General features: G+C 69.2%; 12 protein-coding genes. 11 read left to right on the top strand and 1 reads right to left on the bottom strand.

What is annotated here, in order from left to right:
• Window positions 1-214 precede the first annotated feature (214 nt).
• The 10 genes from ACIBF5_RS09390 to ACIBF5_RS09345 all read left to right on the top strand — a co-directional run bounded on the left by ACIBF5_RS09390 (window position 215) and on the right by ACIBF5_RS09345 (window position 11141).
• Window positions 215-2719, top strand: a complete 2505-nt coding sequence (locus tag ACIBF5_RS09390; protein ID WP_396809772.1) for a DNA polymerase III subunit gamma and tau — start codon at window positions 215-217, stop codon at window positions 2717-2719.
• Between the two features lie 143 nt (window positions 2720-2862).
• A complete protein-coding gene (locus tag ACIBF5_RS09385; protein ID WP_396809770.1) occupies window positions 2863-3264 on the top strand; it encodes a DUF2752 domain-containing protein in 402 nt (133 codons plus the stop codon).
• A 27-nt stretch (window positions 3265-3291) separates the two neighbouring features.
• Window positions 3292-3711, top strand: coding sequence for an RDD family protein (locus ACIBF5_RS09380; protein ID WP_396809768.1), 420 nt, complete (start codon window positions 3292-3294; stop codon window positions 3709-3711).
• Window positions 3712-3867: 156 nt separating this feature from the next.
• Window positions 3868-4176 (top strand): YbaB/EbfC family nucleoid-associated protein, encoded by a 309-nt coding sequence (locus ACIBF5_RS09375; RefSeq protein ID WP_396809766.1) that lies wholly within the window; start codon window positions 3868-3870, stop codon window positions 4174-4176.
• 10 nt (window positions 4177-4186) lie between these two features.
• Window positions 4187-4780 carry a recombination mediator RecR gene (recR, locus tag ACIBF5_RS09370; protein WP_396809764.1) on the top strand — a complete coding sequence of 198 codons (594 nt, stop codon included), beginning with the start codon at window positions 4187-4189 and terminating at the stop codon, window positions 4778-4780.
• Window positions 4781-5112: 332 nt separating this feature from the next.
• Window positions 5113-6792, top strand: a complete 1680-nt coding sequence (locus ACIBF5_RS09365) for an ABC transporter substrate-binding protein (protein WP_396809762.1) — start codon at window positions 5113-5115, stop codon at window positions 6790-6792.
• Between the two features lie 96 nt (window positions 6793-6888).
• Window positions 6889-7896, top strand: coding sequence for an ABC transporter permease (locus ACIBF5_RS09360; RefSeq protein ID WP_396809760.1), 1008 nt, complete (start codon window positions 6889-6891; stop codon window positions 7894-7896).
• Between the two features lie 77 nt (window positions 7897-7973).
• Window positions 7974-8930, top strand: a complete 957-nt coding sequence (locus ACIBF5_RS09355; RefSeq protein WP_396809961.1) for an ABC transporter permease — start codon at window positions 7974-7976, stop codon at window positions 8928-8930.
• Between the two features lie 67 nt (window positions 8931-8997).
• Window positions 8998-9981 carry an ABC transporter ATP-binding protein gene (locus ACIBF5_RS09350; protein WP_396809758.1) on the top strand — a complete coding sequence of 328 codons (984 nt, stop codon included), beginning with the start codon at window positions 8998-9000 and terminating at the stop codon, window positions 9979-9981.
• 83 nt (window positions 9982-10064) lie between these two features.
• Window positions 10065-11141, top strand: coding sequence for an ABC transporter ATP-binding protein (locus ACIBF5_RS09345; protein ID WP_396809959.1), 1077 nt, complete (start codon window positions 10065-10067; stop codon window positions 11139-11141).
• A 91-nt stretch (window positions 11142-11232) separates the two neighbouring features.
• On the opposite strand, the gene ACIBF5_RS09340 is transcribed toward ACIBF5_RS09345, so the two are convergent.
• Complete coding sequence (locus ACIBF5_RS09340) at window positions 11233-11886, bottom strand: HNH endonuclease family protein (RefSeq protein ID WP_396809756.1); 654 nt, start codon at window positions 11884-11886, stop codon at window positions 11233-11235.
• A gap of 88 nt (window positions 11887-11974) precedes the next feature.
• On the opposite strand from ACIBF5_RS09340, the gene ACIBF5_RS09335 reads away from it, so the two are divergent.
• Entirely contained in the window at window positions 11975-13450 is a 1476-nt protein-coding gene (locus ACIBF5_RS09335) for an MFS transporter (RefSeq protein ID WP_396809754.1), read from the top strand.
• Window positions 13451-13502: the final 52 nt, after the last annotated feature.

The raw sequence follows: 13502 nt of genomic DNA, 5'->3' as shown, positions 1-13502 counted from the left end.
TCGTGTGTCACGTTCCGCCCGGTCAGCGCAGATCCCCCGCGCCCAGCTTTCACGCACGCCCAGCGCCGCGACCAACGCCGCCGGGTGTTAACAAGGGGCCCTTGTACTACCGGAAGCGATAACAAGGGGCCCTTCCTTCGGAGTGCGGGCGGGGCGAGGTGGTCGTTGGGGCGAGGCGGGGCGAGAATGGCTCGGTCGAGAGGAGGCGGGACGAGTGGCACTCGCGCTCTACCGCAAGTACCGGCCGCGCACCTTCGCCGAGGTGATCGGGCAGGAGCACGTCACCGAACCGCTGTCGCAGGCGCTGCGTACCGGGCGGCTGAACCATGCGTACCTCTTCTCTGGTCCACGTGGCTGCGGTAAGACCTCCAGCGCCCGGATCCTGGCGCGCTCGCTCAACTGTGAGCAGGGGCCGACCCCGGAGCCCTGTGGTGTCTGTGACTCGTGTCGCGCACTGGCCGGGGACGGAGCCGGTTCGATCGACGTGATCGAGATCGACGCGGCCAGCCACGGTGGCGTCGATGACGCCCGGGAACTGCGGGAGCGGGCCTTCTTCGCGCCGGCCAACAGCCGTTTCAAGATCTACGTCATCGACGAGGCGCACATGGTCTCGTCGGCCGGCTTCAACGCCCTGCTCAAGCTGGTCGAGGAGCCACCGGAGTACGTCAAGTTCATCTTCGCCACGACCGAGCCGGAGAAGGTCCTCGGCACGATCAAGTCGCGTACCCACCACTACCCGTTCCGGTTGATTCCGCCGGGGGTGCTGCGGCCGTACCTGGAACAGCTCACCGAGGCCGAGGGGGTCACGGTCGACCCGGCGGTCTTCCCGCTGGTGGTTCGGGCCGGTGGCGGGAGCGCCCGGGACTCGCTATCGGTGCTGGACCAGCTTATCGCCGGTGCCGGTCCGGAGGGGGTCAGCTACGCCCGCGCGGTGGCCCTGCTCGGGGTGACCGACGGCGCGCTGATCGACGAGATGTGTGACGCGCTCGCCGCCGGGGATGGGGCTGCCGCGTACAGCACCGTCGACCGGGTGGCCGAGGCCGGTCACGATCCCCGACGGTTCGCCACCGACCTGCTGGAACGGCTCCGTGACCTGATCGTCCTGCAGCAGGTGCCGGACGCGGCGGCGAAGGGCCTGATCGACGGTCCGTCGGACCAGATCGAGCGGATGACCGCGCAGGCGCAGCGGATCGGCCCGGCGACCCTCTCCCGGTGTGCGGACATTGTTCACAACGGCCTGGTCGAGATGCGTGGCACCACCGCACCCCGGCTGCTGCTGGAGTTGGTCTGTGCCCGGATGCTGCTGCCCGGTGTCGACGACTCCAGCCGTGGCCTGCTGCAACGGTTGGAGCGGATGGAGCGTCGGCTGACGCTCGGCGGGGACCCGGGGCCGTTGGCCGCCGCCGGCTCCATGCCGGTCGCCGAAGCCGCTCCGGTACGTCCAGCGCCCGCCGCCCACGCTGCGCCGGCTCCTGCCCCAACTGCTTCGGTTGGCGCAGCTACTTCGGTTGGTGCGACTGCCGACCGGGCTCCGGTGTCGTCCGCGCCGACGGCGGCACCGTCTCGTCCGGTGGCGCCCCCGGCGGCGGTCATGCCCGATCCGGTCACCCCCGATCCGCCCGCTCCCGGCTCGGGCACCCCGGGGGTGCTGGACGCCGTTGCCGTACGGCGGCAGTGGGGCGAGGTCGTCGGCATGATCAATCGGACCAACAAGCGCCTCGCCGCCCTGGTACGGGACGCTGTGGTGCGCGACGTCGACAACGGCACCCTGGTGTTGACGGTCAAGTCGCCGGTCCTCGCCCAGATGGTCGTCAGCCACGTTGAGGTGCTGTCGGACGCCATCTACCAGGAGTTTGGCGAGCGGTGGCAGATCCGCTGCGAGGTTGCCGGTGACCAGCGGACCGGTGCCGGCTCGGCCGGACCCCGCCCCACCCCGGCCGCTCCGGCTCGGGAGAACAGCGCTCCGGCCCGGGAGAACGTCGCCCGTGACGCCGGGGCCCGGAGCGCGCCGCCGCCCCGGTCGGCGGCGCCGGCCGACTCGCCGCCCTGGGACACCACGCCCGTGAGTACCGGGGAGAGCCAGCAGGGTCGGGCACAGCCGGCGGTCGAGCACGCGAACGGCGGCCCCGGACGGGGTGCCGGTGCGACACCGGCGGCTGACGTGGAGGAGAACGGGTGGCCGGAGGCGGCGCGCCCGGGTGGGGCGGCAGCCGCTGCCGTACCGGCCGAGACGGGTGGCGACTGGCCGGAGCCGGTCCGCCCCGGCGGCGCCAGCGCGAGCCAGAGCCAGAGCCCGAGCGCGAGCCCGAGCCAGAGCCCGAGCCCGCCTGCACCGGCTGCCCGGGTGGAGAGCGTGCAGGGCGCTCCGAACGGGACGGCGAGTGTGTCCGTACCCGGTGGTCCGGTGGGTGGCGGCAAACCGAGCGCCGGTCTCGCGGCGGCGCGTGCGGCGGCGGCTGGTCGTGGTCCCCGCCCCCAGCAGGCCCAGGTGCGTACGGCAGACCGGGAGTGGGCCGGTGAGCCGCCGTACGACCCGGATTACGACGGTCCGGTCCGGTCGGCGAACGCCGGTTACGAGGGTTTCGACCCGGGGGACGAGCCGCTTGACGAGGTGGTTGACGAGCGGACCGCTCGGCAGACGAGTGAGCAGCAGGCGGTGCAGTTGCTCCAGGAGACGCTGGGCGCGGAGCGGATCGGCGAAATCGACAATACGAAGTAAGTGCCGATAGTTCGGTGATTCACGATATGTGACGACCATGATGAATGGGTCGACTGTCCATTTGCGAGGGATGGTGAACCGGTTAGCCAACCGGTCCGTGATCTCTTATGCTCAGCCGCCCCCTCTCAGAACGGTCAGGACCAGTGCAGCGCGAACTTTCGGTGCCAGAGCGGCTCGGCCTCTTCGGTGTGGCCGTCGCTGCGGCGGCGGCGATCTGGCCGCTGCTGACCGGTGCCACCGGGCTGGCCGCGCCATGCCCGCTGCGTTGGCTGACCGGTGTGCCCTGCCCCGGTTGCGGTCTCACCACGGCCTCGGTGGCCCTGGTCCACGGTGACGTGATCGGCGCACTTCGGGCCAATCCGGTGATCTTCGGCCTTGCCGCGCTGGCGGTGGCCGTGGGTCCGATGCTCGGGCTCCGGGCGATCGGTCTGCTCCGTGCACCGGTCGCCTGGTCCTCCCGGGGACGCCGGGCAACGGGTTGGGGGGTGGCTCTGCTCGCCCTGGCGAGCTGGGCTTTCCAGTTGATTCGGCTCGGCGTCGGCTGAGCATCCTCCCCAAGGAGTACACCCCTGATGTTTGCCAACTGGATCACGCGGGTCGGCGCGTATTTCGTCGACGCCCTGGTCGCCGCACCCTTCGGAATCCTCGCCGTCGTCTTCGGCGGCCCGGGCACCGACGCCGAGACCGGACTCCCCTCCGGCCGCGGCCCGCTCTACTGGGTCTTCATCGTGCTCGCCATCGCGCTGTCCGGATACAACCGCTGGTTCCTGGCGGGCAAGACGGGCCAGAGCTGGGGCAAGAAGGCGCTCGGCATCCGCCTCGTCGACGAGGTCTCCGGCCAGCCGATCGGCGCCGGCAAGGCGTTCCTGCGCGACCTCGCGCACTTCGTCGACAGCATCATCTGCTACGTCGGTTACCTCTTCCCGCTCTGGGACAGCAAGCGGCAGACCCTCGCTGACAAGATCGTCAAGACGGTCGTGGTGAAGGGCTAATTGCCCTCGGGTGGTCATGGGTGCGGTAAATCGCCCGTGATCGCCGGTAACGGGCCATGTCCCGTCGACAAGTGATCGGCGGGACATGGCCTAGGCTGGGGTGGACCGTTTTCGCTCTTCCGAGGAGTCGCCGTGCGTCCGGGTGGACAGCCCAATATGCAGCAGATGTTGAAGCAGGCGCAGAAGATGCAGCAGCAGCTTGCGGTGGCACAGGCGGAGCTGGCTGAGGCCGTACTGACCGGCACCGCCGGCGGTGGCCTGGTCACCGTCACGATCACCGGCGCCGGCGAGATCACCTCCGTCAAGATCGACCCCAAGGTGGTCGACCCGGAGGACGTGGAGACGCTGGAGGACCTGGTGCTGGCCGCCGTACACAACGCCAGCGATGCGGTTCGCAAGCTGACCGAGGAGAAGATGGGCCCGGTCACCGGTGGCATGGGCGGCCTCGGCCTGCCCGGTTTCTGAGCCCCCCGAGATGTACGAAGGTGCGATCCAGGACCTGATCGACGAGTTGGGGCGACTGCCGGGCGTGGGCCCGAAGAGCGCCCAGCGGATCGCGTTCCACGTGCTGTCGGCCGACCCGGTCGACGTCACCCGGCTGGCGACGGCGCTGCGCAAGGTCAAGGAGCTGGTGCGCTTCTGCACCAGTTGCTTCAACGTGGCGGAGTCCGAGCAGTGCCGGATCTGTCGTGACCCGCGCCGTGGCGTCGAGGTGCTCTGCGTGGTCGAGGAGCCGAAGGACGTGGTCGCGATCGAGCGGACCGGGGAGTTCCGGGGCCGCTACCACGTGCTCGGCGGGGCCATCAATCCGCTCGAGGGAATCGGCCCGGACAACCTGCGTATCCGCGAGCTGATGGCCCGTCTCGCCGCTGGTGAGGTCAAGGAGCTCATCCTGGCGACCGACCCGAACACCGAGGGCGAGGCCACCGCGACCTACCTGGCCCTGCTGGTCAAGCCGATGGGGATCGCGGTCACCAGGCTCGCCAGTGGCCTGCCGGTCGGTGGCGACCTGGAGTACGCCGACGAGATCACCCTCGGCCGTGCCTTCGCCGGCCGTCGGACCGTCTGATCTCCTCCCGGCGTCACTTCCGCAACACCGGTCACGATCCATGCCCGCCGGCTTCGGGGGTGCGGCCTTCGCCGTCCCCCGGAGCCGCGAGTCGCTGGCTCCCGCTCAGTCCCCATGCGGAACGCGGGCTGACCGTCCACTCAGCACCAGGCCGACCGATGTGACAGCGGTCGTTGAACCGCATGGCCAGGCGTTATAGATCATCTTCTAGGTGTCGGCTTGGTAGAGATTCGGATCTGGCCGTTCCGTTCGAGGTCCTGAGCCCATTAGCCTCCCGCACACGGACCGTGCCAAAACCCCGGCGTTGGTCATGCGCATGACAGAGGTGAGAGATGCAGGCGAGAGGGCTCAGGTCGGCGATCGCCGTCGCGGCCGTTGCCGTGATGGCCGCCGGCGTGGCGGGATGTGCGGCGAGTGACCGGGACGAGGGTGGAGAGGGAAGCGCCGCCGGTGGCACTTTCATCTTCGCTGGTGCCGGTGACCCCAAGAACTTCGACCCGATCTTCAACGATGACGGTGAGTCGTTCCGGGCGGTCCGGCAGATGTTCGAGACGCTGGTGACCCACAAGCCGGGCACCGCCGATGTCGTCGGCGGCCTGGCGGAGAGCTGGGAGCACGACGCGACCGGAAAGATCTGGACGTTCAAGCTCCGCAAGAACGTCAAGTTCCACGACGGCACCGCCTTCAACGCTGCCGCGGTCTGCTACAACTTCGACCGCTGGTACAACATGAAGGGCGCTGCGGCGCAGAGCCAGATGCTCTACTACCAGGACGTCTTCGGCGGTTTCGCGACCAACGAGGCGGAGACCGCCGGTAAGTCGATCTACGACAAGTGCGAGGCCAAGGACGAGGGCACCGCCGTCGTCTCGCTGAACACGTACAAGGGCGCGTTCCCGGGTGCCTTCGCGCTCACCTCGCTCTCCATCGCCAGCCCGGAGGCGCTGAAGAAGTACGACGCCGACAAGGTGACGCAGAGCGGCGACTCGTTCGAGTACAGCGCCTTCGCCAACACCAACCCGGTCGGCACCGGCCCGTTCACCTTCGGTGGTTGGGACAAGGCCAAGAACGAGATCACCCTGAACCGCTACGCGGACTACTGGGGCGACAAGGCCAAGGTCGACAAGGTGATCATCAAGGTCATCAAGGACGAGACGACCCGTAAGCAGGAGCTGCGCGCGGGCACCGTCCAGGGCATCGACTTCCCGGCGCCGGCCGACCGCAAGGCGCTGGAGACCGAGGGCTTCCAGGTTCTCAACCGCCCGGCCTTCAACATCCTCTACCTGGGCATCAACCAGAAGAACAACCCGAAGCTCGCGGACCTGCGGGTGCGGCAGGCGCTTGCCTACGCGCTCAACCGCGAGCAGTTGGTCCAGACCAAGGCGCCGGGTGGCTCCAGTGTGGCCAGCCAGTTCCTGCCGAACACCGTGCTCGGCTACGCGCCGGACGCGCAGAAGTACGAGTACAGCCCGGACAAGGCGAAGCAGCTCCTCAAGGAGGCTGGCGCCGAGGGCATGACGCTCAACTTCTACTACCCGCCGGACGTCTCCCGGCCGTACATGCCGAACCCGCAGGAGATCTTCACCGTGCTCGCCAACGACCTCCAGGCCGTGGGCCTCAAGGTCAACGGTGTGCCGCGCCCGTGGAACGGTGGCTTCAAGGACGACGTGCAGCAGTTCGGCAAGCACGACCTGCACATCCTTGGCTGGACCGGTGACTACAACGACCCGGGCAACTTCGTCGGAACGTTCTTCGGTCGGGGCAAGCCGGAGTTCGGCGACGAGAAGATGACCGACATGTTCGCCGCCATCACCGCGGCCGACGCGACCGTCGACGAGGCCGGCAAGAAGGCGGCCTGGGAGCAGGTCAACCGGGACATCGCCAGCAAGTGGCTGCCGGCCATCCCGGTCTGGCACGCGCCGCCGGCGATCGTCGTCACCAAGGACGTCAAGGGTCTGGTCGCCAGCCCGCTGACGGCCGAGGAGTTCAACACGGTGACTGTTTCGGCCAGCTGACCCAGCGGTCACCCCGCGTACAGCTGCGGCCCGGGCCGGGCGAACCTGTCCGGCTCGGGCCGCGCCTGCGGGTATCGAGAACATGGTGTGTGAGAGATGTTGCGAGTCATAGTCCGCCGCCTGCTACAGCTGGTGGTGACCCTGATCGCGCTGACCGCGCTGATCTTCGTCTGGCTCCGGAACCTGCCCGGCGGCCCTGTCGACGCACTGCTCGGCGAACGGGCCACGCCCGAGCGGCGGGAACTCCTGACCAAGGCACTCGGGTACGACCAGCCGATCCTGGTCCAGTACGGCAAGTTCATGCAGCGAATCCTGACCGGCGACTTCGGCAACTCGATTCGCACCGGCGACTCGGTCGTCGAAGTACTCGGACGGGCCTTTCCGGCAACGGTCGAGCTGGCCCTCGCCGCGATGATCATCGCGGTCGGACTCGGTATCCCGCTCGGCTACCTCGCTGCCCGGCACCGCGGTCGGACCCTGGACAACCTGACCGTCGGCGGGACGCTGCTCGGCATCTCGATCCCGATCTTCTTCCTGGGCTATCTGCTCAAGGACGTCTTCACCCAGAACATCCACTGGTTCCCGCCGTCCGGGCGGGTCAGCACCGGACTGGACAACACCAACGTCACCGGGTTCTTCGTACTCGACGGGCTGCTCACCCGCGAATTCGACGCCACGGCCGACGCCCTCTGGCACCTGATCCTGCCGGCGGTCACCCTGGCCACCATCCCGCTGGCGGTGATCGTACGGATCACCCGGGCCAGCGTGCTGGACGTGCTCAACGAGGACTTCATCCGTACCGCCGAGGCCAAGGGCCTGCGCCACCAGACCATTCGAGGTCGGCACGTACTGCGTAACGCGCTGCTGCCGGTGGTGACCACGATCGGTCTCCAGACCGGTGCGCTGCTGGCCGGCGCGGTGCTCACCGAGAAGGTTTACAACTGGGGCGGGCTCGGCACACTGATCACCGACTCGATCACCGGAAGCCGGGACTATCCGGTGCTACAGGCGCTGATTCTGGTCGCCGCGCTGGTCTTCATCGTGGTCAACCTGCTGGTCGACCTCTCCTACGCGGTCATCGATCCCCGGGTGCGTGTGCGATGAGCGAACAAGGCGGCAACGTGAGCGAGTCGAACGAACAGGACAGCGGCGTCGGCGCGCCGAACGCGCGAAGTGGCGGGATGACCGGCCGTGGCGTCACCGCGCTCGCCGATCGGAAGAAGGCCCGGCTGGACGAACTGGCGCGAGCGAGCGCCGAGCCCGGTGGCGTGAGCATGTTCCGCGACATCGTGCGGAGGTTGGCCCGTAATCCGGTGGCGGTGACCGGGGCGGTGATCGTCGGTCTCTTCGTCCTGGTGGCGATCTTCGCTCCGCTGATCGCCCCGCACGATCCGAACCAGCGGTTCGACGCTCTGCTCGACGGCCTGACGGCAGACACCATCCCGGGCGCCCAGGACGGGTTCCCGTTGGGTTCGGACCCGCTCGGGCGCGACTTCGCCTCCCGGCTCGTCTACGGCGCCCGGCAGACGCTCCTGGTCGGTGTGCTGGCCACCCTGATCGGGCTCGCCCTGGGTGTGCTGATCGGGGCGGTCGCGGGGGCGTTCGGTGGCTGGGTCGACGTCGTCCTGATGCGGCTCACCGACGTCATGCTCGCCCTGCCGGGCCTGCTGCTCGCCATCACCCTGGTCGCGCTGGCCAGCCGGTCGAGCCAGTGGACGGTCATCTTCGCGGTCTCGATCGTCAGTGTGCCGATCTTCGCCCGGCTGCTGCGCGGCGCGATGCTGGCGCAACGGGAGAGCGACCACGTGCTCGCGGCCCGCGCGCTCGGTGTGAAGGAGCGGTCCATCGTGTTGCGGCACATGCTGCCCAACTCGCTGACCCCGGTCATCGCCCAGGCCACGCTCACCTTCGCGGTGGCGATCCTGGAGGCTGCCGCGCTCTCCTTCCTCGGCCTCGGCGACCCGGACATCAACCGGGCCGAGTGGGGTCTGATGCTCGGCGTCGACGGTCAGCGCTATTTCGAGGTGCGGCCGGAACTGGCCTACTATCCCGCCCTCGCGATCATCGTCGTGGCGCTCGGCTTCACCCTGCTCGGTGAGGCGATGCGCGAGGCGATCGACCCGAAGAACCGGCGGTGACCGAGATGCTTTCGTACGCACACCCGGTCGCTTCGCCCGGGCACCACGGGCAAGAGGGGGAAGCAGCATGAGCCTGCTCGACGTACGGGATCTGAGTGTGGTCTTCAACCGCAGGGGTGAGCGTGCGTTCACCGCGGTCGACCAGGTCAGCTTCTCCGTGGAACCGGGGCAGACCGTCGGCCTGGTCGGCGAGTCCGGTTGTGGCAAGAGCGTGACCAGCCTGGCGATCATGGGGTTGCTGCCGAAGCGCGGCAACAAGGTCACCGGTGAGGTCAGCTTCGACGGGACCGATCTGCTCAAGCTCCGTCCCAACGACATGCGGGACCGGCGGGGCCGGGAGATCGGCATGATCTTCCAGGACCCGCTCTCGTCGCTCAACCCGGTCCTGCCGATCGGCCTCCAGGTCGCCGAGGTGCTGGAACGGCACCAGGGGCGGGACCGCAAGCAGGCGTTGCGTGAGGCACGTGACCTGCTCGACGCGGTCGGCATCCCGGACCCGGACCGACGGTTGGGCGAATATCCGCACCAGATCTCGGGCGGCATGCGCCAGCGGGCGCTGATCGCGATCGCACTGGCTTGCAAGCCGCGCCTGCTGATCGCCGACGAGCCCACCACGGCGCTCGACGTGACCATCCAGGCGCAGATCCTGACCCTGCTCAAGGAACTCGTCGACTCCTCCGGGACGGCGCTCATCATGATCACCCACGATCTCGGGGTGGTCGCCGGACTCTGCGACACCGTCAACGTCCTGTACGGCGGCAAGGTGGTCGAGACCGCCGAGCGGCACGAACTCTTCGCCCGCCCGCGTCACCCGTACACCCATGGGTTGTTGAGTTCGGTGCCCCGGCTGGACTCCCTGCGCGGAGAGCGACTGCACGCGATCCGGGGTTCGGTCTCGGACAACATTCCCTGGACGGAGGGGTGCGCCTTCGCTCCGCGCTGCGACCGGGTGGTCGACGCGTGCCTGGAGGGCGCTCCGCCGCTGGAGCCGACCGCGCCAGGTGGGCGGCTGCGTTGCAACAACCCGGTACTTGAGGAGGTGGCGGCGTGACCGAGTCCACCGCAGAGGTGTCCGAGTCGACCGCCCGAACTCCCGCGCCGAGGCCGGCGCCCGAGGCCGGGGCGCAGGCGCCGTTGGTCGAGTTGCGTGACCTGAAGGTGCACTTCCCGATCAAGAGCGGGGTCCTCTTCGACCGCACCGTCGGGTACGTCTACGCGGTTGACGGGGTCTCCCTGTCGATCAGGTCAGGGGAGACGTACGGTCTGGTCGGCGAGTCCGGCTGTGGCAAGTCGACCCTCGGCCGAGGTCTGCTGCGGCTGGTCGAACCGACCGACGGAGAGATCGTCTTCGACGGCACCGACGTCCGCTCGCTCAAGGGCGAGGCGATGCGCCTGGCCCGGCGCCGGATGCAGATGATTTTCCAGGACCCGCTCTCCAGCCTCGACCCGCGCCAGTCGGTGCAGTCGCTGCTGATCGAAGGGCTCAAGGCGCACGGGCTGGCCAACGACAAGGCGGACACCCTGCGGCGGCTCCGGGAGACCCTGGACGCGGTCGGGTTGCCGGCCTCGGCGTTGCGCAAGTTTCCGCACGAGTTCTCCGGCGGCCAGCGCCAGCGGATCGGCATCGCCCGCGCGCTGGTGCTCGGACCGGACCTGATCGTCGCCGACGAGCCGGTCTCGGCCCTCGACGTCTCGATCCAGGCGCAGGTGATCAACCTGTTGGAGGATCTGCAGGGCGAGCGGGGGCTGACGTACCTGATCATCGCGCACGACCTGGCCGTGGTTCGGCACATCGCCGACACAGTGGGCGTGATGTACCTCGGTGGACTGGTGGAGGAGGCATCCAGCGACGACCTCTACCGGGAGCCGCTGCACCCGTACACCAAGGCACTGATGTCCGCGGTGCCGGTGCCGGACCCGGTGGTGGAGGACCGGCGGGAGCGCATCCTGCTCGCCGGTGACCTGCCCTCGCCGACCAACCCGCCGTCCGGGTGCCGGTTCCACACCCGCTGTCCGTGGGCGCAGCCGACCCGCTGCCGGGACGAGCGGCCGGCGTTGCGGGAAACCGTCGCCGGGCACAAGGTGGCCTGCCACTTCGCCGAGGAGATCGCCGCCGGCCGGATCCGGGCTCACGAGGTGGAGCCGGAGCTGGTCCGTCCGACCGACCTGGCCAGCCCCGGTGAGACCGGTGAACTGATCCCGACCGTCTGACCACGGCACCCCACCGCCCACGCGGTGGAAGTGTGGGAAAGGGCCCCTTCCTACCGCATGAGCGAGAGGAAGGGGCCCTTGTTCACACGGGTCAGCAGGTGGCGAGCATCTCGGCGAGGGTGGACTTCTCGGTCGGGGTGACGGTGAGTTTCCAGTAGTGCTTCACCGCGACCCAGCTCTCGGCGTACGTGCACCAGTAGTCGCGGTTCGGCGGTTTCCACTCCTCCGGTCCCTGGTCACCCTTGCTCCGGTTGCTGGCCGCCGACACGGCCAGGAGCTGCGGTCGGGTCAGGTCGTTGGCGAAGTCACCCCGTTCGGCGTCGTTCCACTCGTCCGCACCGGAGCGCCACGCGTTCGCGAGCGGCACCATGTGGTCGATGTCGACGCCGGCCGGATCGGTCACCGTCCGGTTGTCGTAGACGCTGGTCCAACGGCCACTGACCACGTTGCAGCCGGAAAGCTTGATGTCCTCGCCGTCGCGTTGCAGCACGGTGTCGCGTACGTCGCAGTTCTTCCCGGCGTCGCGCCAGTGTGGGAAGTGGTCCCGGTCGTACCCCTTCATCGAACTGGCCTGCGCGACCGTCAGCTGTTCGAGCTGGCTGGACGCGTTGCCGGTCCCGGTCGAGCTGGGTTCCGGGGCGGCCGTGCCACCCGGCCCACAGCCGGCGGCACCGAGGGCGAGCGCCGTGGCGAGCGCGGCCGAGGCGAGCTGTCGGGCTCCTGGTCTGGTACGCGGGTACGACACCAGCCAAGCTTGCGGTCTGTTCGGGGTATCCGCACAGTATCCGGTAGAGGTTTCGGCGTTTCGTAACATTCGCCGTATCGCGCGAGGCATGTTGAACAGCGTGCCTCAACCGTCAACTCCCCTTCGACTCGCCAGCGCGTCCGGCCGGGGTCTGCTCTTCGCGACGGTCCTCGCCTCCGGGATGGTCTTCCTGGACACGACCGTCGTCAACGTGGCCCTGCCGCACATCGGCCGAGGTCTCGACGCGAATGTCTCGGGCCTACAGTGGACAGTCGACGGCTACATGCTGACCCTGGCCGCGTTCGTGCTGCTCGGCGGCGCACTCGGGGACCGGTACGGCCGCCGCCGGATCTTCCTGATCGGCGTGGTCTGCTTCACCTCGGCCTCGGTCCTCTGCGGCGTGGCGCAGAACATCGAGTGGCTGATCGCCGCCCGTTTTCTCCAGGGCGCGGGCGGTGCGCTGCTGACGCCGGGATCGCTCGCCCTGATCCAGGCCAGCTTCCACCCCGATGACCGGGGCCGGGCGATCGGTGCCTGGTCCGGCTTCTCCGGCGTGTCGACAGCGCTCGGCCCCCTGCTCGGCGGCTGGTTGATCGACGCTCTCTCCTGGCGCTGGATCTTCCTGATCAACGTGCCGCTCGCGGTGGTGGTGGTGTTCGCCGCGCTGCGCTGGGCACCGGAGAGCCGCGCCGCTGGCGCGACGAACCAAGCCGGAGCGGAGGCGGGCAACGTCGGCACCCGGTTCGACATCACCGGCGCGCTGCTCGGGGCACTCGGCCTCGCCGGGATCACCTTCGCCCTGATCGAGGCGGCGCAGCGCACCGGCAGCGCGTCCGTACTGGCGCCGGTCGCCGGGGTGGTCGGGGTGGTGGCGGCGATCGCGTTCGTCCTGCTGGAGCGGCGCAAGGGCGACGCCGCGATGCTGCCCCCGAAGCTCTTCCGACGCAGGCTCTTCTCCGTGCTGAACATCTACACCGTCGTGGTGTACGCGAGCCTCGGCGGGTTCAGCTTCTTCCTCTCCGTGCACCTGCAGAACGTGGCCGGCTTCTCGGCGTTGAAGACCGGCCTGGCGAACCTGCCGATGACCGGGCTGCTGCTCCTCGGCTCGCCCCGGGCCGGCGCCCTGGCCGCCCGGATCGGCCCCCGTCTGCCGTTGACCGTCGGACCGGTGATCGCCGCCGGGGGTGTGCTGCTGCTGCGGGGGATCGGACCGCATGCCTCGTTCTGGGTCGACGTGGTGCCCGGTGTCTTCCTCTTCGGGCTCGGGTTGACCCTGGTGGTCGCGCCGCTCACCACCTCGGTGCTGGCCGCCGTCGAGGACCAGTTCGCCGGTGTGGCGAGCGGCTTCAACAACGCCGCGTCCCGGGCCGGCGGGGTGCTCGCGGTGGCGGCCCTGCCGCTGCTGGTCGGCCTCTCCGGCGCCGCGTACCGGATGCCGGCCGAACTGGCCCAGGCGTTCCGGGCCGCGATGCTCTGGTGCGCCGGACTGATGATCGTCGGTGCGCTGCTCGCCGTCTTCCTCATCCACCGACCGGAGCGGGCAGCCCAGGGATCGCAGCGGTAACGCCACGGCCGGAGGAGGTGCCGTAAGGGTGCGGTGGCTGGACGACCGACGG

This window comes from Micromonospora sp. NPDC050417 (genome assembly GCF_044458865.1).
Taxonomy (GTDB): Bacteria; Actinomycetota; Actinomycetes; order Mycobacteriales; family Micromonosporaceae; genus Micromonospora_G.
Note: the sequence above shows the minus strand (reverse complement) of the source record. Positions and strands in the feature narration are given on the sequence as shown.